The organism is Pseudoalteromonas sp. NZS37 (genome assembly GCF_015864265.1).
Lineage (GTDB): Bacteria > Pseudomonadota > Gammaproteobacteria > Enterobacterales > Alteromonadaceae > Pseudoalteromonas > Pseudoalteromonas arctica.
Genome location: NZ_JADYXL010000007.1, coordinates 197,569 through 218,143, shown reverse-complemented (window position 1 = coordinate 218,143; position 20,575 = coordinate 197,569). Strand labels below are relative to the sequence as shown.

18 protein-coding genes are annotated in these 20,575 nt (G+C 37.5%); 12 read left to right on the top strand and 6 right to left on the bottom strand.

The window, feature by feature from the left end; all coding sequences use genetic code 11:
- The first annotated feature begins 23 nt into the window (after positions 1-23).
- The 3 genes from I6F47_RS14750 to I6F47_RS14740 all read left to right on the top strand — a co-directional run bounded on the left by I6F47_RS14750 (position 24) and on the right by I6F47_RS14740 (position 1,643).
- Complete coding sequence (locus I6F47_RS14750; protein ID WP_007583223.1) at positions 24-215, top strand: YwbE family protein; 192 nt, start codon at positions 24-26, stop codon at positions 213-215.
- Positions 215-733 carry a DUF4240 domain-containing protein gene (locus I6F47_RS14745; protein ID WP_007583221.1) on the top strand — a complete coding sequence of 173 codons (519 nt, stop codon included), beginning with the start codon at positions 215-217 and terminating at the stop codon, positions 731-733. Before I6F47_RS14750 ends, I6F47_RS14745 begins: the two co-directional genes overlap by 1 nt.
- A gap of 448 nt (positions 734-1,181) precedes the next feature.
- Positions 1,182-1,643, top strand: a complete 462-nt coding sequence (locus I6F47_RS14740) for a hypothetical protein (protein WP_010552920.1) — start codon at positions 1,182-1,184, stop codon at positions 1,641-1,643.
- Between the two features lie 20 nt (positions 1,644-1,663).
- Here the strand turns inward: I6F47_RS14740 and I6F47_RS14735 are convergent, their stop codons facing one another.
- The 3 genes from I6F47_RS14735 to I6F47_RS14725 form a co-directional block, all read right to left on the bottom strand.
- Positions 1,664-2,923 carry a Y-family DNA polymerase gene (locus I6F47_RS14735; protein ID WP_197184112.1) on the bottom strand — a complete coding sequence of 420 codons (1,260 nt, stop codon included), beginning with the start codon at positions 2,921-2,923 and terminating at the stop codon, positions 1,664-1,666.
- Positions 2,911-3,324: a S24 family peptidase gene (locus tag I6F47_RS14730; RefSeq protein ID WP_010552918.1), complete on the bottom strand. Its 414-nt coding sequence runs from the start codon at positions 3,322-3,324 to the stop codon at positions 2,911-2,913. The genes I6F47_RS14735 and I6F47_RS14730 overlap by 13 nt, the downstream gene beginning before the upstream one ends.
- Positions 3,325-3,405: 81 nt before the next feature.
- Positions 3,406-3,825 carry a MarR family winged helix-turn-helix transcriptional regulator gene (locus tag I6F47_RS14725; RefSeq protein ID WP_007583213.1) on the bottom strand — a complete coding sequence of 140 codons (420 nt, stop codon included), beginning with the start codon at positions 3,823-3,825 and terminating at the stop codon, positions 3,406-3,408.
- A 296-nt stretch (positions 3,826-4,121) separates the two neighbouring features.
- Between I6F47_RS14725 and I6F47_RS14720 the strand changes: the two genes are divergently transcribed.
- The 6 genes from I6F47_RS14720 (at position 4,122) to I6F47_RS14695 (ending at position 11,278) form a co-directional block, all read left to right on the top strand.
- Positions 4,122-4,865, top strand: a complete 744-nt coding sequence (locus I6F47_RS14720; protein WP_197184111.1) for a siderophore-interacting protein — start codon at positions 4,122-4,124, stop codon at positions 4,863-4,865.
- 141 nt (positions 4,866-5,006) lie between these two features.
- Complete coding sequence (locus I6F47_RS14715; protein WP_007583209.1) at positions 5,007-5,996, top strand: LLM class flavin-dependent oxidoreductase; 990 nt, start codon at positions 5,007-5,009, stop codon at positions 5,994-5,996.
- A 283-nt stretch (positions 5,997-6,279) separates the two neighbouring features.
- Entirely contained in the window at positions 6,280-7,293 is a 1,014-nt protein-coding gene (locus I6F47_RS14710) for a patatin-like phospholipase family protein (RefSeq protein ID WP_165725541.1), read from the top strand.
- A 439-nt stretch (positions 7,294-7,732) separates the two neighbouring features.
- A complete protein-coding gene (locus I6F47_RS14705; RefSeq protein WP_076924661.1) occupies positions 7,733-9,139 on the top strand; it encodes an alanine/glycine:cation symporter family protein in 1,407 nt (468 codons plus the stop codon).
- A 127-nt stretch (positions 9,140-9,266) separates the two neighbouring features.
- On the top strand, positions 9,267-10,310 hold the full coding sequence (locus I6F47_RS14700) for a patatin-like phospholipase family protein (protein ID WP_197184110.1): 1,044 nt from the start codon (positions 9,267-9,269) through the stop codon (positions 10,308-10,310).
- Between the two features lie 26 nt (positions 10,311-10,336).
- A complete protein-coding gene (locus tag I6F47_RS14695; protein ID WP_182736501.1) occupies positions 10,337-11,278 on the top strand; it encodes an STM4504/CBY_0614 family protein in 942 nt (313 codons plus the stop codon).
- A gap of 123 nt (positions 11,279-11,401) precedes the next feature.
- On the opposite strand, the gene I6F47_RS14690 is transcribed toward I6F47_RS14695, so the two are convergent.
- Positions 11,402-11,965, bottom strand: a complete 564-nt coding sequence (locus tag I6F47_RS14690; RefSeq protein WP_007583197.1) for a YSC84-related protein — start codon at positions 11,963-11,965, stop codon at positions 11,402-11,404.
- A gap of 149 nt (positions 11,966-12,114) precedes the next feature.
- Here I6F47_RS14690 and I6F47_RS14685 point away from each other — a divergent pair, with 149 nt between their 5' ends.
- Positions 12,115-13,326: a tyrosine-type recombinase/integrase gene (locus tag I6F47_RS14685; RefSeq protein ID WP_007583195.1), complete on the top strand. Its 1,212-nt coding sequence runs from the start codon at positions 12,115-12,117 to the stop codon at positions 13,324-13,326.
- Positions 13,326-14,519 carry a cation:proton antiporter gene (locus I6F47_RS14680; RefSeq protein ID WP_165736076.1) on the top strand — a complete coding sequence of 398 codons (1,194 nt, stop codon included), beginning with the start codon at positions 13,326-13,328 and terminating at the stop codon, positions 14,517-14,519. Before I6F47_RS14685 ends, I6F47_RS14680 begins: the two co-directional genes overlap by 1 nt.
- A 183-nt stretch (positions 14,520-14,702) precedes the next feature.
- On the opposite strand, the gene ydiJ is transcribed toward I6F47_RS14680, so the two are convergent.
- Complete coding sequence (ydiJ, locus tag I6F47_RS14675) at positions 14,703-17,750, bottom strand: D-2-hydroxyglutarate dehydrogenase YdiJ (protein WP_197111877.1); 3,048 nt, start codon at positions 17,748-17,750, stop codon at positions 14,703-14,705.
- A 145-nt stretch (positions 17,751-17,895) separates the two neighbouring features.
- Here ydiJ and I6F47_RS14670 point away from each other — a divergent pair, with 145 nt between their 5' ends.
- Entirely contained in the window at positions 17,896-18,105 is a 210-nt protein-coding gene (locus tag I6F47_RS14670) for a hypothetical protein (protein ID WP_197184109.1), read from the top strand.
- Between the two features lie 69 nt (positions 18,106-18,174).
- Here the strand turns inward: I6F47_RS14670 and ppsA are convergent, their stop codons facing one another.
- Positions 18,175-20,550 carry a phosphoenolpyruvate synthase gene (ppsA, locus tag I6F47_RS14665; RefSeq protein ID WP_197184108.1) on the bottom strand — a complete coding sequence of 792 codons (2,376 nt, stop codon included), beginning with the start codon at positions 20,548-20,550 and terminating at the stop codon, positions 18,175-18,177.
- Positions 20,551-20,575 lie beyond the last annotated feature (25 nt).

Genomic DNA, 20,575 nt, shown 5'->3' with positions numbered 1-20,575 from the left:
AAATTATTTTTAGGGTTTAAATTATGGCTGTTCCTACGCGTTCGCAAATATCACCAGGTACCACAGTAAATATTGTATTAAAAGAAGATCAACGCAGCGGCACATTAACTGAGGGTGTTGTTGAGCGCCTTTTAACAAAATCACCAAATCACCCACACGGCATTAAAGTACGTTTAGAAGATGGTCAAGTTGGCCGAGTAAAAGAGATTTTATAATGGCAGCGTTAACAGAACAGGCTTTTTGGGAATTAGTAACAACGCCTGATTTAGGGCTCGATCCGCAAAGTGTGAGCGATAACCTAAAAACTAAACTTAATGATTTAAGCGATCAGCACCTTATTGATTTTGATAAGCATTTTGGCATACATATGCGCAAGTGTTTTACCTGGGATTTGTTTGGTGCCGCCTTTGTGATGGCCGGATGTAACGACGATTACGGCTTTAGCGAATTTAGATGTTGGTTAATTTCGCGCGGTAAAACAGTATTCGAAAACGCCTTAGAAAATGCTGATTCTATAGCGCAGTGTACACCTGTTTATTACTTAAACGAGCAGCCTTATCCGTACATTGATGAGTACGACTTAATAGCCGGTTTATTATTTGAAGAACGTAACGAAGACGAATTGCCGTTTATCCCATCTGGCAGTGATGAACCCAAAGGTAAACGTTTTAAAGACAAACCTAAGTTTTTAAAGCAAAGCTACCCTTTATTATTTGCAAAGTACTGGCAATAAAATAAATACCAATTCGTATAACTAGTTAAACAATCTAATGAGTTCAATTTACCCTTACAATTAAGCGCATTGGTATAAATCGTTTTGTTGTTTAAGTACGTATTAAATAAAGTGCTTAACAACAAAATGGTTCGTAATGAGTATCTAGGGCATGTTTACCTTTGGTGGTTGAATTTGTTCAATCCAAGAAGGATTTAATCGCGGCGCGAAATTTGTAAACTAGTGGGCTCGACAACTGCTCCTGGGTTATTCTAATGGCTTACATCCATGTAAGAATAAGTAAAAACCGAGCAAAGCTTCCGCGTCCTACTCACGCGCTCGCTCCTGTAATACGACTTCTCTCCTTTTATAGTAAATCTCTGTTATAGTTGTTAAAAGTTATAAAAGCTAAGTGATTAGGCATTTTGCTATTATTTAACACGCTGACTCACGAGGATACACCCACGAAATGAAATATTTAACACTCGCTTTATTAACTGTCGCTTTTACAAGTGCAAATGCTTTTTCTGAGCCGAGTAATAAAACACGATTTATACCGTTTTTAAAGTCAAAACTGGGGGCATACGAAGTTGTGTCGACCAATTCAGGGTTATGCGTTAATAGCGATTTGAGTTTGACAGACGAAAGTGATTTAAGTGCAGGTTTTAAACTTGGAGAACAAATTGTATTTGGATCGCTCCACAATGGTACTCGCACTATTAAAAAACCAAACTTTTGTTTTATAACCAGTACGCTTAAATATAAAAGTGATGGCCTTGAAAACGGTTTAAGAATGAGCCGTTGTGAAAACCCTGCAAACGAAAAAACAATCAGTCAAAGTATCAAGTTTTTAGCTGATAACACACTAAAATATACATTAAGCGAACCTAGTGTAGAGTGCACATTTAAAAAAGCAGACGAGAGCAAATAAAGCATCTAGTAAGTAGTAAATCATTCGCAGTATATTTTAGGGATATCGCGCCAACGCGTAGTGTACTGCGGCGATAAAAAATCACGGTTCATGTGCCATCGGTCATTTAATTTACTGCTTGCAAGGCTGAGCATCCCTTTTCCGTATCGATTGTTAATTGTATCTAGGCATTGCATAAGCTTTGGATTATCAGGGCTTTTATTAAATAAGTCATTTTGCTGAAACTGTTCTGATATTAGCTCTACCGCGCCCACACCACACTTATAAAATCGGATCCCCGGTTGGTAAATATTATTAAATACCTCAGATACAGCATTAGCCATCACACAGGTGTCGTTAGTGGGTGAGGGGAACTTATATACAAACGACTTTTTATAATATCTGTTTTCGTGCGCGCCACTGGCTGCAAAAATATAAAGCTGGTGAGTGAGCGAACGTTGCGCCCTTAGTTTATTAGCTACTGTGGTTACATGGTTAATTAGCGCTGTTTTAAGGGCTGTTGGCTCGCATATGCGCTCTCCAAAACTGCGGGTCGAATAAATCTCCCGCTTGTCTTGTCGTACATCATCCCAGTTTAAACATGTTATCCCGTTAAGTTCGCTTACTGTACGTTCAACAACCACACTAAATGCACGGCGCATTGCTTTAGGGTTTTGCTGAGCAAGGTCCCAAGCGGTGTGTATATTCATTATTTTAAGCTTTTTAGCTAGTCGCCGGCCTATTCCCCAGACATCTTCGCAGCTCATTCTTTGTAAAATAGCTTGGCGAGTTTGCTCGCTATTTATTACTGCAACACCATTAAAGCCACTGAGCTTTTTAGCGGCATGGTTAGCGGCTTTTGCTAAAGTAGGGGTCGGGCCAAAACCAACACCTACAGGAAGTTTTGTTTCGCGCCATACTGTGCGCCTTATTGTATGGCCGTATTCATGCCAGTCTTTAATTAATGATGTGTAGCCATCAAAGTGCAAAAACGATTCATCAATACTGTATATGTGCTGTGTATCGCAAAAGCGGCCAATAATATTCATCATCTTGTCGCTTAAATCAGCATAAAGCTCGTAATTGCTAGAGCGAATAACAACGTTGTTTTGCTCAAGTAAATGCTTAACTTTAAAGTACGGGCCAAATTTAGGAATATTTAAGCGCCGAGCAATAGGACAAATAGCGCATACACAGCCATCGTTATTGGTAAGTACAACCACGGGTTTGGAGCGAATAGCAGGGTCGAATACTTTTTCGGCACTGGCATAAAATGACACTGCATCAACTAAGGCATACATTTTAGTAACTCTGGGCTTTGCCTGTGCATTCTTATTGATAGCGTTACTACGCCTTCTAGCTGAAACTCGTCTGCAGAGGTTAGTTGTACAGGCTTATGTAAAGAAGAAGCAGAAAGCAGCCGTGCATTGGTTTTATCAAGTAGTTTGCATACAAAAAGACCATTTAAGTTAGCAACAATAACGTCACCATTTTCTGCAGGCTCTGCACGGTCGATTACTAATAAGTCCCCTTCAAAAATTCCGACTTCTTGCATAGAGTTACCCGATGCAATACCAATAAACGTGGCATCTGGATGCTTTATTAAAAGCTCATCAAGGGTTACACCTAGCTCGGTGTACTGCGCTGCGGGTGATTCGAAACCACACACGCCTGCTTCTATATAAATGGGAATGACAAACATAACACAACCTAAAACGCATATACTGTATAAGTGTACAGTATATGCGTTTTGTGTAAGTTATGCCAAGAAATGTATGGCTGATCAATCCATGTTTTTGATCATTTGTTGTGCGGTATCTAAAAAGTCTTTGATTTGTTGAGGATTTAAGTTTTTACACATTTGATTATTTATTTTCTGCTCTGATGCTAATAACTTATCAAAAAGAACTTTACCTTGCTCTGTGAGCGACAAAATAAAGCAGCGTTTATCGTGCTCACTCGCCTGTTTATTAATTAAATTTAAGCCAATAAGATCTTTAATTAAACGTGCTATTTGCGCTTTATCGCGCTGCGTTTTAGTAACAATATCGTTAGCCGTACAGTTATTTACGTTCGCGATAATATGTATGCAGCGTACGTGCATAGCATTAATACCCAGTTCGCCTGCGTTAATTGCTTCACGAATTGTGACACGGTAATTTTGCATTAGTTCAAACAGCGTATTTGATAAAGGTGTATTCATAGAACTCTCAATATAGTTGACAAAGTCAATTAATTTGCTGTAGTTGATTTTATCAACCAATGGGGCGTTGTGCAATACCTGCTTTTTATAGCAGCCAATTATTATACCAATCTGCTTATATATGGGGTCTATTTAACGTTAAGAAAATTACGCTAGAACTAGGCTAAAATTTTTGTATCTAGTTGTTCTAAATAAAAAATTTTTAACAACGTTATAGTGCAATTTAATTCGTTAAATTGATCAAAGATTTATGCAGGTTGGTATTAAAGTCTAAGTTTTGTAAAACGAGGTAATACATGAGTAAACAAGTTCGTAAAGCCAGCGTATTAAGTACAGAGCAAATCACACCCCACCTACAGCGGATTGTTGTAGGCTCTGAAGATTTTAAAGACTTAACCTCACAGTACATTGGTAACTATGTAAAAGTACTGTTCCCAAAAAATGGTGAAGTAGATTTTAACTTAAAAACAGCCTGTATACGGTCATATACAATAAGGCATGTAGATGCACAAACAGGCGCGCTAACGCTTGATTTTGTTATAAATATGCACCAAGGCCCTGCAACTGACTGGGCTAAAATTGCAAAAGTAGGCGACGAGCTAGGTATTGCAGGACCAGGCCCTAAAAAGCTAGATAATTATGAGCATTCGCATTATGTATTACTAGGCGATTTAACATCGGTAAATGCAATAAAAGGGTATGCGCAGCAATTACCTTTAACTTCAAAAATTGATGCTTTTGTACATGCGCCCACCGAAAAAGACATTATTGATTTAGAAACAAGCCGCAATGTTAATTGGCTTGTTACCGACAACGCTGACGAAGCGCTACTTAGCGCGCTTCAAAATTTGCACATTACATCAGAGCCTCCCATTGTATTTATGGCATTGGAGGCTGGGCTTGTACGTAGGGTAAAAACACTGCTAACAGAGCAATTTAATATACCGCGCAGTAATATTGTTTCCTCAGGTTATTGGAAAAAAGGCGTAGATTCAGAAGGCTATAAAAAGCAGCGCCAACGTGATGCACAGCTTGCCTGAATACCTTAGAGCAAAATAACATATACCTATTTTGCTTTAATACCTCTGCGTAACTTGAATTGACCTAATAGCAGACCCATTTAAGTGTTTTATGCTAATGATGTAATCCATTATTAGCATGCATTTTTAGGAGCTGCTATTTTGTTAAATTCCATTCCTTTTTCGTTATTAGAACTTGCCCCCATGATCAAAGGGGACAGCGTTACTAACACTCTTCATAAAAGTACTAAATACGCCCAACGTGCAGATGAACTTGGCTTTAACCGTTTTTGGCTTGCTGAGCATCATAATATGCCAGGAATAATTTGTGCTGCCACTTCTATTTTGGTTGGACACATTGCAGGTAATACCAAAAAGATACGCGTTGGATCGGGCGGTATTATGCTGCCAAACCACTCCCCATTAGTTGTTGCTGAACAATTTGGTACGTTAGAGAGCTTATATCCAGGGCGAATAGATTTAGGGCTAGGGCGTGCCCCCGGCAGCGACCCTGTAACGAGTCGTGCATTAAACAACGATATGAGCCGTGCAGAAAACTTCCCGGGTGAAGTAACTGAGCTGCAAACATTGTTAGGTCCTTACAACGGTACGCACCCTATACGTGCTATACCGGGTGAGGACACAAACGTTCCTATTTGGTTATTAGGCTCGAGTTTATTTAGCGCGCAACTAGCGGCGCAAAAAGGGTTACCGTATGTATTTGCAGGACATTTTGCACCGCGCTTCGTGCACGACGCAATAGCGTTGTATAAGCGCGAATTTAAAGCATCAAGCGTACTTGATAAGCCATACGTCATGCTTGCACTGCCTTTAGTGGCAGCAGACACCGACGATGAAGCGCAATACTTGTCGACTACTTCTAAGCAACGTGTGCTCGAACTGATACGCGGTAACGAGCTGTGGCTAAAACCACCTGTTGAAAGCATGGATGGGTTGTGGAGCGAACAAGAACGCGCTCATGTAGAGAACTTTTTAAGTCTAAGCGTAGTAGGCGGACATGTAAGTATTAAACACAAGTTAGAGATGATAGCGAAACAGCTAGAAGTTGATGAGTTTATATTTACCAATGATGTATTCGATAGTGAAAAACGCCACCGTGCACTCGAAATTTTAATGGAAATAAAACACTAAAATATAGTTAGTTAAGCAAGCGTACACTCTGGGCTTGTTAACATACAGACATCATCAAAAGTTAAACTTTTTTAACTCATTTTATTAACTTTAAGTGATGTCTGTATTTGTTATTTAAATATTCAAAGTAAATTTGATTGCTATTTTTAGTATATATTTTGCTTTACATACCGTTCTGTTTTTTTCAATCGAACTGATTTAAACAATCAATTTTAAGATATCATTTTTATTTTTTATAATGTGTGTATTAAACCAAACATCATTAAATAAAGGTAGGTTCACCGTGAAGTCTCTAAATAGCGCAACAGCTAATTCAGTTAACAAAACAGCGCAACCAAAAGTTGCACTGATTGCTGAAGGTGGCGGGCAGCGAGGGATCTTTACAGCTGGCGTACTTGATGCGTGGTTAGAGCAAGAATATGACCCATTCGATTTATTCATTGGCACCTCTGCAGGTTCGCAAAACTTAACTAGTTACTTAGCGCGTCAAAAAGGCTATGCAAAACGCCTAATTAGAGGGCTTTCGCGTAACAAACGTTTTTTTCAGCTTGGTCGCGGATTAGTGGGTAAACACATAGTTGATTTAGATTGGTACTTTGACAAAACCACTGAGGTAAAAAGAGCCATAGATTTTAAAACAGCTAAAACGAGTTTAGGCGCGCGTGAGCTACTTATAACAGCCACTAATGCACGAGACAGAAAAGCATATTACCTATCACCTACGGGTGAGAGTGGCCAATGGCGTGATTTGTTAAAGGCTTCTAGCGCACTCCCGTTTTTATACAAACAAGGTGTAAAATTAACACCTTGGTTAAACGCAAAAGCAGCTAACGAAATACACCTTGCTGAAGAGCAAGTACAGAGCGATTTTTATCTAGACGGCGGTTTAGCCGCTCCATTACCAGTGCGTGAAGCTTACAACCGAGGCGCTCGTAAAATTGTTGTAATAAGAACGGTTGACGCTAATTTTCAAGCGCAATCTGCATGGGTACAAAAGCTAAGATCATTTGCTATAGCATCAGGCTATTGTCCAAAAACATTGGACTACTTAATACAGCATGAGAAAGCGTATTTAGATGAGCTTGAGTTTATTGCAAACCCACCAAGTGATGTGGAAATAATACAAATTTTTGCAGACGAAAAACTGCATAGCAAATTATTAGGTAGTTCAAATAACGATTTACGTTTTGATCATAAATTAGGTTTAGATGCCGGTCGCTCATACTTAGCAATGCAAAATTTACAGATTAACAGCAACAACCATTACAGTGCACCTACACAATACAGCTATAACTAAGTAATACAGCGATAGCCAATTAAATATAATTTAAAAAAAAGCGCATAATTTTATGCGCTATTTTTTTGCCATTCTTAATCCTCATTACGCCTAATATAAACCTTACTGCATCAAAATAAAAAATATTGCATCCCGCACCTATGCGCAAAATAAAATACTGAATCTTAAAAAGATATTATTGATTTTTTAACTAATCAATACAAAGTGTAGGTGTGATTTATTATTCACATTTATAGAAATAAAATTCAGTGTTGAATGTGCTTACTTACAGATTATTAAACATCAATACACACTTCACTATGGGGTAAAGCCAAACTTAAACACTATTATGTTTAATGCATAATGAGCTGCCGGAGTTTTTAAGTTAAGTAGCGCCACATGCAGAGTTTAAAGTCGGTGCTAACATAAAGTAAAAGTATAAAATAAAAAGGGATTAGTAATGTTCGATACCGTCGTCAAAAGTGTAAACAACCTTTTATGGGGAGAAGGTCAGGTACTTATTTATATACTTTTGTTTACAGGTATATGGTTTTCAGTACGGCTAAAAGCAATTCAAATACTTAAATTTAAACATATGTTTAGCCTTTTAAAAGGCAGTAGCAAATGTAAAAAAGACGACATTTCCTCATTCCAAGCATTGTGTACAGGGCTTTGCGCACGAGTAGGTACCGGTAATTTAGCCGGTGTGGCAGTGGCAATTTCACTTGGCGGCAGCGGAGCTATATTTTGGATGTGGGTAATAGCCATATTGGGTATGGCTACAGGCTTTGCTGAAAGCGTACTTGGGCAGGTATATAAAGTGCGCGATAGTGGCGGCGAGTTTAGAGGCGGCCCTGCGTATTATATTCAACAAGGTTTGGGTAGCCGGGCGTTTGCAATTGTGTTTGCCGCGTGTTTATTTTTAGGTTACGGCTTTACGTTTAGCGCAATGCAAACGAACACAATTACCGACGCACTTAACTACGCGTTTGAAGTTCCTACATTTTATTCAGGTCTGGTTATTACCGTACTAGCAGGCTCAATTATACTCGGTGGCTTTAAAGCAATTGCCCGATTTGCAGAGCGTGTTGTGCCAATAATGGGCATTGTGTTTGTACTTGCTGCGGTAATTATTACGATTATAAATTTCACGCAAGTACCCGCCATGCTTAAAGATATATTTTTATCAGCATTTGGTTTACAAGAAGCCGGAGCGGGTGCAATGGGCGCTGCAATTAAAAACGGTATTCAACGTGGTTTATATTCTAATGAGGCCGGTGCAGGTAGTGTTCCGCATGCATCAGCAAGTGCCAGCCCAATTCCTAATCACCCAGTAACGCAAGGTTACATACAAATGCTAGGCGTATTTTTCGATACAATAGTACTGTGTAGCTGTACCGCTGTGATCATTTTATTGGCCGATATAGACATAAGCGGCGAAATGGAAGGCATTCGTTTAACACAAAGCGCGATGACCGCTCATTTAGCACAAGGTGGTGTTTACTTTGTAGCAGCCGCTATAACCTTATTTGCTTTTACATCGGTGGTGGCAAACTACGCCTATGCAGAGAGTAACTTGCATTTATTTAAGCTCGACAACAAAGTAGGGCGCGGCATTTACACTTTGCTTTATTTATCAATGATGTTGTGGGGCGCGTCGGCCACCTTAAAAGAAGTCTGGGATTTAGCCGATATTGCCTTAGGGTTAATGACAGTGGTTAACGTTATCGCTATTATACTGTTAACGCCGACTATTTTGTCTGTCACGAGCGATTACCACGCACAAAGAGACAAAGGTCTAGAGCCCGAATTTAAAGTAAAAGATGTAAAAGTACAGGGCAAATGCGAAGACGGTATTTGGGACTAATTCAGCACACTTAACTATAAAAAGCGGTTTTATGGCAACATAAAGCCGATTTTTATTTTGCATAAATATTCACTTTCAGTGTTGTAAAATAACTACAGCAATCAAAATTAAAGGCATAATTTTTTAAATGATCGAGATTCACGCAGGGAAAACAGCGGCTAAAATTATTAACGAGCAGGGCTTTAAACCTGAACTTTTCACCTCATTTTTAGGCGCAAGTGGTGGGCCTAAATGGTTCACTTTATTTGGCTTAGATAAATATATTTTTGGTGATTTTTTTAAAAATCGTACCCAACCACTTAATTTAATTGGCTCATCTGCTGGCGCTTTTCGCTCTGCGTGTTTTGCACAAAACGATCCCGTTGCTGCCATTGAGCGCTTAGCAAAATCGTATTCGCAAACTAGGTACTCAAGTAATAAACCAACACCAAATGAAATAACAATAAAAGCGCGCGCATTACTTGAAGATGTTTTTGGCGATAACGGTGTGGCCGAAATTATAAATAACCCCGTATTTAAAGCGCACTTTATTGTAGCGAAATCGAATGGTTTTATTGCCAGCGAAAATAAATTAATACAGTTAATGGGTTTATCAAAAAGTTACATGCTTAACCGCGTTAACCGAAAATTATTAGGCTCACAGTATGAGCGCTTTATATTTGGCCCAGCAACAAGTGACTTATCAATTACCGACAGCTACAATTTTAAAACGCAAAACATAGCGCTTACTCAAAATAATTTAAAAGATGCATTACTTGCATCGGGTTCAATACCACTTGTTATGCAAGGCATAAAAAATATTGCAGGCTCGCCGCAAGGAATATATCGCGATGGCGGAATAATTGATTACCACTTTGATTTAAAAATTAATAATCCAGGACTTATTTTATATCCGCATTTTAATAGCGAGCCAAAAGCAGGGTGGTTCGATAAAAATTTAAAACGTAAAGTATCACCACTTAATTACGATAACGTAGTGATGATCACCCCATCAAAAGAATTTGTAGCAAGCTTACCGTACGGAAAAATCCCAGACAGAAACGACTTTACCGATCTTGATGCAGATACACGTATTAAATATTGGAATACTGTTTTTAGTGAGACGGAAAAGTTAGCCGAAGCGTTTGAAGAGATATTAATTCAAGCGAAGAAAATGACAATAATGGTATAAGAATAATATTATAGGGAAGTTAAAATATGAATTTATATTCGAAAAGACAAAAGCAATTTAGAGAAGAAATAAACGACGTTTATAGTTACGAAAATATACCAAATAAATTGTTAGTTCAAATTATTCATATTTGGAATCGAGTCTTAGGTAATCAAAATAATTATGAACAATATGGATCCCAAGTTCCTGGATGCTATAAATATATTTATGATATCTTATGTGAAGAATATGGAGTATTTGATTTATTTCCTAATATACAGCGAAGCAGTGGAATTCATTATTATCATGAATTATGTAAATATTTACTGGCATTAGATGATGAAGAAAAAATAATAGATATCATTGAATTAACTTTTACACTTATAGACACGATAACAAGAGAAAATACTTACTTAGGAAAAACTGATCCAAGTAAAGAAGCTGATGAAGCTATAGTACTTTTAAATTCAAGATTTAAGGAAAATGGAATTGGCTTCCAGTTTATTGATGGGCATATAATAAAAGTAGATTCTGAATTTTTACATACAAATACAATAAAGCCAGTTTTAAAGTTATTGAATGATAAAAACTACGGCGGTGCTCAAGATGAATTTTTAAAAGCATATGAACACTATAGACATAATGAAAATAAAGAAGCTCTAAACAACTGTTTAAAATCTTTAGAGAGTACAATGAAAACAATATGTGATAAACATAGTTGGGACTATGGGAAATCGCCGAATGCTAGTCACTTGATTAATATATGCTTCAAAAATAATTTAATACCTGAGTTTTGGCAGCAACAATTTACCTCATTAAGAAGTACACTAGAAAGTGGTGTACCAACAGGTAGGAACAAATTAAGTGGGCATGGTCAAGGAGAAGAAATAATAAAAGTTCCAGAATATATAGTTTCGTACATGCTAAATCTGACTGGAGCTGCCATTATACTCTTAATAAACTCAGAAAAAGAACTAGCTAATAGATAAATATGGTTTCATCAAACAAAATGAGTGACAACCCATAAATTACGTTATGTTAAATTACATGGCTTTTAATAAAGCGAGCGTGATTATACAAACCAGCTCGCTTTTAGGAGAGTAATTTGGTGGTTAATTAAGCTCTGAATCAACCCAAAACTTAGTTCCTTTTAATACAGCTTGTAGTGCAAGGCCGTTTTCGGTTACAGAATATACAGTAACTTGATCTGCAATCGCTTCGGCAACCAGTGCACCGCCTTTATCTTCATATTTTGCTGCTGCATCAGCGTTTCCGCCAAATGCCCAACCATGTTCAATAAATCTGTTTAATGCAGCTTGGTTATGAAAAACCATTACAACGTTAAAATCTTTAACGCCTAAGCCAAGTCCTAAACCGGCTTCGCCCATATTCATGTAAGTCGATTTACCTGTGAGATTATTTCTAACAACACCGTAACCACCGCCAAAGCTAGCAAGCACTACATTTACATTTGCGTTATCGAATACAGCATAACCAGCAGAGTTAGCAATTTGTTTTTTAACATCAGGTTTTTCAGCGTATAATTTATCTAATGTGTTTGCTTTCATACTTTGTACAAGTGAACGTTTTTCGCTTGGTGATGCACTACCTGTAGTAGCACACCCAGTTAACGCAACTGTTAAAGCAAGTACGCTTAGTATAATTAGTTTTTTCATAATGTTTTCCTTAATAAGATATAGCAACCAACAACCATAGAATAATCACGGTATTAAAATAATTAGAGCTTTACTATGTCCAATACTAGACAGTATCGGACTTTAACGTTATTCTGTAAGTCTATTATTTAATTGAATATTTATACATTATGCTTGTTGCTTTGGTTGATACGTTAAAACAATTAAGATATCAAATTGCCCATCTAGATGACGGTACTCTCAATTCAGAATACCCAGAACTTGCATCCTTTATACAGGAAATTGGCTTGACTGTAACTGAATCAAAAGCTGATCTGACATTCTTGTATCAGTTTTTATATGTTTATGGCCGAAAGTCAGAAGCCACTTATAGTCGTTTTCGAAATGAGCTTGAACGCTTTTATTTATGGTCGTGGTTAATAGCAGAAAAATCAGTATTTGATTTAAAACGTGAAGATATTGAAGCTTACGTTGATTTTATGGTTGAACCCGATAAAGCATGGGCTGCAACTTCAGTGCAATGGCGTTATAAAGATGAACAAGGAATTCGTCGATTAAACCAAAATTGGCGCCCTTTTATGCTTAAAGAATCCATTGCTAGTCAGCAAACTTTATCGTCTATGTTTACTGCTCTAAATGTATTTTATAAGTTTGCCTTACTAGAAGAAAAAACATTTGCTAACTTTGTCCCTGTTGTTAAAAAAAATAGTCCGTACTTAGTTGTTCAATCACAAATTCAAATTCCAGACACATTAAGCGATATTCAATGGGAATACGTTTTTGGTGTAACGCGTGATTTATGCGAACATAACCCTGATTTAGAGCGAAACTTATTTACGCTTGCCTGCTTAAAAGGTCTTTATTTACGAATTTCAGAATTATCTGAGCGCCCACAATGGTCGCCGGTGATGTCTCATTTTTGGCAAGATAATGATGGCTTTTGGTTTTTACGTATAATGGGAAAAGGTAATAAATTACGAGATGTAACCTTAAGCGATGATTTTGTTGAATATTTAAAACGTTATAGACTATACAGAGGTTTACCTGCCCTTCCCCGTGTTGATGAATCAGATCCTTTGGTTCATAAAATTCGCGGGCAAGGTGGTATGACCGTAAGGCAAATTAGGCGTTTAGTTCAACAAAGTTTTGATTATGCACAGCAATCATTACTCGATGATGGTTTTAAAGATGATGCTGAACAACTTGGCGCTGCAACTGCGCATTGGCTTCGCCATACTGGTGCAACTCATGATGCGCAAACCAGACCGCTCAAACATTTATCAGAAGATTTAGGTCATTCAAAAATTGCGACTACCGATCAAATTTATATTCAAACAAATATTAAAGAGCGAGCAAAGTCAGGACTTAAAAGGAAAATTTAATGGAGTATTTAGTAATAGCATTCATAGGCGGATTATTTTTAATTTATTCTTTAACACTTCGTCAGTTAGAAAAAACAGAAGTAACAGGCCCAATGTTTTTTGTTGTTGGCGGAATATGTTTAGCTTCAATGCTACCCAACGAAGGGGATAAAATAAAAGAAGGCGTTGATCTTTTATTACCATTTATAGAGCTTACGCTAAGTATTTTTTTATTTTCTGATGCAGCTAAATCAAAGTTGAGTGTATTAAGGCATAGTTTTCAGTATCCTAGTTTACTGTTGTTTGTTGCCCTACCCTTAACTTTGTTACTTGGTATTGCTGTTGCTTTATTTTTCTTTGCTGAGCTTTCACTTATTCAAGCAGCGTTGCTCGCTATTATTTTAACACCTACCGATGCAGCTTTAAGTAAAGGGTTACTAGCAAGTACACAAGTGCCTGAAAAAATACGCGAAGGAATAAATACTGAAAGTGGTTTGAACGATGGATTATGCGTACCTATATTTTTAATATTTATATTACTCGCTAAAAATCCTGATTCAGCTATTACTGCAACACAAACATTAAGTGTGTTTGGCCGAGAGCTTGGCTTGGCTTTATTAATAGCTATTACAAGTATTGTTGTTTTTATACCGAGTTTAAACTTTGCAATGAAACGTCATTACTTTGCACAAAATACCAGTCCGTTTTTATTACTCGGTTTTGCTATGGCTGTGTTTTCTGTGACTCAATATTTTCATGGCAGTGGATTTATTGCGGTGTTTATTGCAGGCTTATTATTTGATAAATTTTCGACCGAAGAAGTTAGAACAGAATTAATTGAAGACTCAGAGCATATCGCAGATTTCACATCGTTAATGATTTGGTGCTTGTTCGGGTTTGTTTGTGCTTACTTAGTTATTCCTAAATTAAATACTGAAATTATAATTTACGCTTTGTTAAGTACAACATTGATTAGAATAATTCCAGTTATGCTGTCTCTGCAGTTTACGGCATTGAGTATTAAAGAGCGTTTTACATTTGCGTGGTTTGGACCAAGAGGATTAGCATCAATTGTTTTTACATTGATGGTGATAGATACGCAAATAGAAAACAAATATCAAATAGCGACGATAGCAATGACGACTATTTTGTTTAGTGTATTTATACATGGTATTAGCACTAAACCTATTGCCGATAGTTTTGTTAAAAAGTAGTTTTTAAAACAGTTATTTAAACTAGGTAAATTAAGAATACGTATTAAAAAAGGCGTAACGGTTATTTTCATCACTGATGAAGTTAATCGTTGCGCCTTTTTGTATTTAATGAATAATTCACTAAATTGGTATTTAGATAAAACTATTTAAGTACTCTTATTTAAGTGAGCTTATTTTATAAAGTTATTTAAGAACCTGTGCTAGTAATTCAATTGGGTGTTTTGGTTTAAATTGTTCAAAACGTTTAACTTGGCTACGACAAGAAAATCCCGTAGATAAAAGTTGCTCAGGTTTATTTTTATCTACAATTGGTTTCCAGCTCATTTCGTAAAGCGCACGTGAGTTATCTTGATTTTGTGCTTCGTGGCCATAAGTTCCCGCCATTCCACAACAACCTGTATTTGTTGTTTTTAATGTTAAACCAATATCATTGAAAATTGTTTGCCATACATTTGCTGCTTTTGGCAGCGCAGTTGTTTCAGTACAATGACTCAGTAATGTAAATTCGGTATCTGTATTTTGCTTTGCGCTTAGTGATTTAAACGATTGTGTTTCTAGCCATTCATGAGCAAGCTGCACATTAAATTCGCCACGGTTATTTTCTAAAATTGTATTATATTCATCGCGATAACACATAACGAGTGACGCATCTAAACCGACTAACGGTGCATTAATATCATTTAATTTATTTAAAAACTCGGCTGCATTTTTAGCTGTAACTTTAAATTCATGCAAAAAACCTTTTACGTGTTGCGGTTTACCATTTGGTTTAAAAGGTAATAGCATTGGTTTTTTGCCAAGTTGGGTTATTAAAGTAATAAAACTTTCTACTAATTCGGCTTCGTAAAAGCTCGTAAATGGGTCTTGTACTATTAATACATATTCACTTTGTTGCTCTGCATTTAATTTATTTAGTAAATCAAAATCGAATTTTTGTATTTTAGTAACACGCTTTGAAAGTGCAGGAATACTTAACTGTGGTGTATCAACATAGCCAACCGTTTTTTTAATAACATTACTAACTAATGATGTTTTAACAATTGGATTTATAACTTTAGCGAACTTTGCCATTAATGGCGCGCTATTTTCTATGTTACCAACAAGGTAATCTTTTAGCGGGCGTGCATAATAACTATGATAATAATTTAAAAAGCGCGAACGAAAAGTGGGTACATCTACTTTAATTGGGCATGCTGTTGTACATGCCTTACATGCTAAACATTCATCCATTGACGCTTTTACTTCGTGAGAAAAGTCGTAAATACCTTTTCGTTTTTCGCGGCTATGAACAAAACGTTCCCACCAGGTAATGACTTCACCTTTGTTAAGCTGTTTTTCTACTTCGAGCAAATCTACATTTTTTGACTCTTGTAGACGAAGCCATTCGCGCATTAAACTTGCGCGTCCTTTTGGTGAATTACGGCGATCGCCAGTTACTTTATACGATGGACACATAGGTGAATTTTCATCGTAATTAAAGCATATGCCATTACCATTACAGGTCATTGCATTGTTAAAACTGGTTTTAACTTCTATTGATATTTGCTTATCGAAGTGCGATCTCTTTTGTCCATCTACACTAACTAGTGAGTCTTCACTATCGATAGGAGTGCATATTTTACCGGGGTTAATACGGTTGTTAGGATCGAAAGCTGTTTTTATTTTACGAAGTTGCGTATATAAATGCTCACCAAAAAACTCAGGGCTATATTCACTACGGTAACCTTTACCGTGCTCGCCCCACATTAAACCGCCGTACTTAGCGGTTAGTTTTACGACCTGATCTGAAATAGTTCTAAGTAGTTTTTCTTGTTCTGGGTCACACATATCAAGTGCTGGGCGTACGTGTAAAACGCCCGCATCAACATGGCCAAACATACCATACTGTAAATTATGACTGTCGAGTAATGCTCTAAATTCGACAATATAATCTGCTAAATTTTCAGGCGGTACAGCGGTGTCTTCTGCAAAGGCGAGAGGTTTTTGGCTGCCTTTTACATTACCTAATAAACCCACTGACTTTTTACGCATTGCGTAAATTTTTAGTATATCGCTTTTATCACTGGTTAACTGATAACCAATAACGCCATTAGTTTGATTTATTACACATTCATCTAGAAGCTTACAAAGCGTGTCTACTTTGTCTTTTATATCATCGTTTGATACTGCATTAAACTCGACCATGTTAAGGCCTTGCATATCTTTATTTGGTACGTCGGTTATTAAGTCCGATACTAAATTCCAAATGATATCTTCACGCGCCAAGTTTAAAACTTTACTATCAACGGTTTCTACCGATGTTGCACGTGCATCGACTAAAAATGGTGAATGACGAAGTGCTGAGTCAAAACTATCATACTTAATATTAATAAGCGTTTTAAATTCAGCAATAGGCGTTAGGTTTAATTTTGCTTCAGTTACTATACCTAATGAGCCTTCTGAACCCGTTATTAGTCGGCTCATGTCAAAGGTAAGTAAGTCATCACTTAGCACATGCTCTAGGTCATAGCCGGTTAAAAAACGATTTAACCGTGGAAACTTAGCTAAAATAGCAGCGCGTTCATTAATTGAAATATCTAAAACTGTTTTATATAAACTGCCAATTAATGAGTCTTGATTAGCTATAATTTGTGCTTTGTCGATGTCTATTGGGGAGGTACACATAGGTGTGCCATCAACTAAATAAGTTGTTAGCCCTAAAACATGATCGCTCGTTTTACCGTAAACTAACGAGCCTTGCCCCGAAGCGTCAGTACTTATCATGCCACCAATAGTTGCCCTGTTACTGGTAGATAAATCAGGTGAGAAGAAAAAACCATAAGGTTTTAAAAAGTCATTAAGTTGATCTTTTATTACGCCGGTTTGAACGCGTACCCAGCCTTCTTCTACATTTATTTCGAGGATTTCGCGCATATAGCGAGACAAATCTACAACAATACCAGGTGTTAACGATTGTCCGTTAGTGCCTGTTCCACCGCCACGAGGACCAAAAGTTAATGATAAAAACGGGTCGCGAGATGCTGTTTGCAATGCGAGCTGAATATCTTTTTCACTTTTTGGAAAAATAACACCTTGCGGTATTTGCTGATACACACTGTTATCGGTTGAAGCGGTAATACGCGTTGCATAACTTGCGTCGGTATCTCCGGTAAAACCTTGGTTTGCTATGGTATTTAGGTAGTTTGCGACAAGTTCTGTCGCGGCATCTTGCTGTGTAATTGTTGCTATCATGACGGCGATATTTTAGGGCATTTGACTAATTATATCATGGTGATGGCGAATAGAAATTGAAGATTTTACAGTTTGTAACACTCTTTTAGTCGATTTTAATGCAGCTTAAATTATACTCATACTAACAAGTAATGAGGTGTGTTATATGAAAAAATTACTATTACAGATCAGTGGCGTGTTATTTATTTTGCTAGGATTATTTTTTGCGATTGTACCTGGTCCATCACTCATATTTTTTATGGCGGGTTTATTATGTTTTTCGCCTTACTATCCTAAAGCACGACATTACTTATCACTGTGCCAAAAGGCATTAACTAAGTCGTGTGCCTATTTGGATAAAAAATTAGCCCGCTAATTTACTTTTAATTTAACAAATAAAAATGCCAGCAATAAATTGCTGGCATTTTTATAGCTTACATACTTGTTACTTTGCTAATTTTTTAGCTAGGTATAACCATGTTTCTATTACTGTATCTGGGTTTAATGAAACAGAGTCAATGCCCTGCTCTACTAACCATGCTGCAAAGTCTTCGTGATCTGAAGGACCTTGTCCACAAATACCAACGTACTTTCCTTTTTCTTTAGCTGTTTTAATAGCCATAGAAAGTAGCTTTTTAATTGCTGGATTACGTTCATCAAATAAATGTGCAATTAAACCAGAGTCACGATCAAGACCAAGCGTTAGCTGTGTTAAATCGTTAGAGCCGATAGAAAAGCCATCAAACATTTCTAAAAATTCATCAGCAAGTAATGCATTTGAAGGTAGCTCACACATCATGATTACTTTAAGACCATTATCGCCGCGTTTAAGGCCATGTTCTTCTAGTAATTCAATTACGCGTTTGCCTTCTTCAAGGGTACGTACGAATGGGATCATGATTTCTATGTTAGCCATATCCATGTCGTTTCTTACGCGTTTTATAGCTTCACATTCTAGTGCAAAACAATCGCGGAAGTCTTCAGAGATATAACGGGCTGCACCACGAAAACCAATCATTGGGTTTTCTTCTTCTGGCTCGTATTGCTGACCGCCAACTAGGTTTGCGTATTCGTTTGATTTAAAATCAGACATACGAACAATTACACGCTCTGGTGCAAATGCACACCCTAGAGTAGAAATACCTTCAACCAGTTTTGTTATGTAAAACTCTACTGGTGATTCGTAACCGGCAATCATGTCAGTAATTTCTGCTTTTAATGCATCTGTTTGAGCATCAAAATTTAATAACGCTTTAGGATGAACGCCAATCATACGGTTGATAATAAATTCAACTCGCGCAAGGCCAACACCTGCATGCGGTAAGCGTGCAAAGTCAAATGCACGATCGGGGTTACCTACGTTCATCATAACTTTCATTGGTAGTTCTGGCATTTTATCAACGCGTGACGTTAGTATTTCAAAATCTAAAATACCTTCGTAAATAAAGCCGGTATCGCCTTCGGCGCACGATACTGTTACTTCTTGGCCCGCTTTAATTAAATCAGTTGCGTTGCCACAGCCTACCACTGCCGGAATACCAAGTTCGCGTGCAATGATTGCCGCGTGACACGTACGTCCACCACGATTTGTAACAATCGCTGCTGCACGTTTCATGATTGGTTCCCAATCAGGGTCGGTCATATCGGTAACTAAAATATCGCCTACTTGTACCTGATCCATTTCTTTGATTGAATCAAGAACACGAACAACACCGCTACCAATTTTATGACCAATTGCACGGCCTTCAACAACAACGTTGCTTGTACCATTTAATTGAAAGCGTTCCATTACGTTAGAGTCTTCGTTTGAGCGTACAGTTTCTGGACGTGCTTGAACTATATATAGTTTGCCGTCGTTACCGTCTTTTGCCCATTCGATGTCCATAGGACGACCGTAATGTTTTTCGATGATTACAGCTTGCTTGGCAAGTTCTTGCACTTCTTCATCTGTAATCGAAAATTTATTTGAAAGCTCAGGGGCAACATCAACGATGTCTACTTGCTTACCGTGTGCTTTATCTTCTGAGTAAATCATTTGAATGGCTTTAGAACCAATGTTACGACGTACTACTGAAGGTTTATTTTTAAGGAGTGTTGGTTTATGAACATAAAACTCATCAGGGTTAACTGCGCCCTGTACAACCATTTCACCTAAGCCGTAGCTTGATGTAATAAATACAACGTCTTCAAAACCAGACTCTGTATCAATGCTAAACATTACGCCAGATGCTGATTTATCTGAACGTACCATGCGCTGAATACCAGCCGATAACGCCACACCACGGTGATCGTAACCTTGGTGAACTCGATATGAGATTGCACGGTCGTTAAATAATGAAGCAAATACGTGTTTAATAGCGACCATGACTGAATCGATACCAACAACGTTAAGGAAAGTTTCTTGCTGGCCTGCGAATGATGCATCTGGCATATCTTCAGCGGTAGCTGATGAACGTACTGCGAATGATACATCTGCTGCAGTATCGCCATGGAGTTGGCTATATGCGTCGCGAATGGCTTGATCTAGGTTTGGTTGGAATGGTGTGTCGATTATCCATTGGCGGATGTCGGCACCGACTTTAGCGAGTGTATTTACATCATCAACATCAAGTGTATCTAGGATGTTGTGAATCTTTGCTGTGAGTCCTGATTGATCTAAAAACTCATTAAAAGCATCTGCGGTAGTTGCGAAACCACCCGGTACTTGTACACCAGCGTTTGCTAGGTTTGAAATCATTTCGCCAAGTGAAGCGTTTTTACCGCCAACTCGAGGAACATCTTGCATACCAAGCTCTTGATACCAGAGAACGTATTCTTGCACGGATCTTTCTCCAAAAAAAACAAAT

Excerpts from the sequence above, each read along its gene's own strand:
- I6F47_RS14750 (WP_007583223.1), top strand. The coding sequence starts at position 24 with ATGGCTGTTCCTACGCGTTCGCAAATATCACCAGGTACCACAGTAAAT.
- I6F47_RS14745 (WP_007583221.1), top strand. The coding sequence starts at position 215 with ATGGCAGCGTTAACAGAACAGGCTTTTTGGGAATTAGTAACAACGCCT.
- I6F47_RS14740 (WP_010552920.1), top strand. The coding sequence starts at position 1,182 with ATGAAATATTTAACACTCGCTTTATTAACTGTCGCTTTTACAAGTGCA.
- I6F47_RS14735 (WP_197184112.1), bottom strand. The coding sequence starts at position 2,923 with ATGTATGCCTTAGTTGATGCAGTGTCATTTTATGCCAGTGCCGAAAAA.
- I6F47_RS14730 (WP_010552918.1), bottom strand. The coding sequence starts at position 3,324 with ATGTTTGTCATTCCCATTTATATAGAAGCAGGCGTGTGTGGTTTCGAA.
- I6F47_RS14725 (WP_007583213.1), bottom strand. The coding sequence starts at position 3,825 with ATGAATACACCTTTATCAAATACGCTGTTTGAACTAATGCAAAATTAC.
- I6F47_RS14720 (WP_197184111.1), top strand. The coding sequence starts at position 4,122 with ATGAGTAAACAAGTTCGTAAAGCCAGCGTATTAAGTACAGAGCAAATC.
- I6F47_RS14705 (WP_076924661.1), top strand. The coding sequence starts at position 7,733 with ATGTTCGATACCGTCGTCAAAAGTGTAAACAACCTTTTATGGGGAGAA.
- I6F47_RS14700 (WP_197184110.1), top strand. The coding sequence starts at position 9,267 with ATGATCGAGATTCACGCAGGGAAAACAGCGGCTAAAATTATTAACGAG.
- I6F47_RS14695 (WP_182736501.1), top strand. The coding sequence starts at position 10,337 with ATGAATTTATATTCGAAAAGACAAAAGCAATTTAGAGAAGAAATAAAC.
- I6F47_RS14690 (WP_007583197.1), bottom strand. The coding sequence starts at position 11,965 with ATGAAAAAACTAATTATACTAAGCGTACTTGCTTTAACAGTTGCGTTA.
- I6F47_RS14685 (WP_007583195.1), top strand. The coding sequence starts at position 12,115 with ATGCTTGTTGCTTTGGTTGATACGTTAAAACAATTAAGATATCAAATT.
- I6F47_RS14680 (WP_165736076.1), top strand. The coding sequence starts at position 13,326 with ATGGAGTATTTAGTAATAGCATTCATAGGCGGATTATTTTTAATTTAT.
- ydiJ (WP_197111877.1), bottom strand. The coding sequence starts at position 17,750 with ATGATAGCAACAATTACACAGCAAGATGCCGCGACAGAACTTGTCGCA.
- I6F47_RS14670 (WP_197184109.1), top strand. The coding sequence starts at position 17,896 with ATGAAAAAATTACTATTACAGATCAGTGGCGTGTTATTTATTTTGCTA.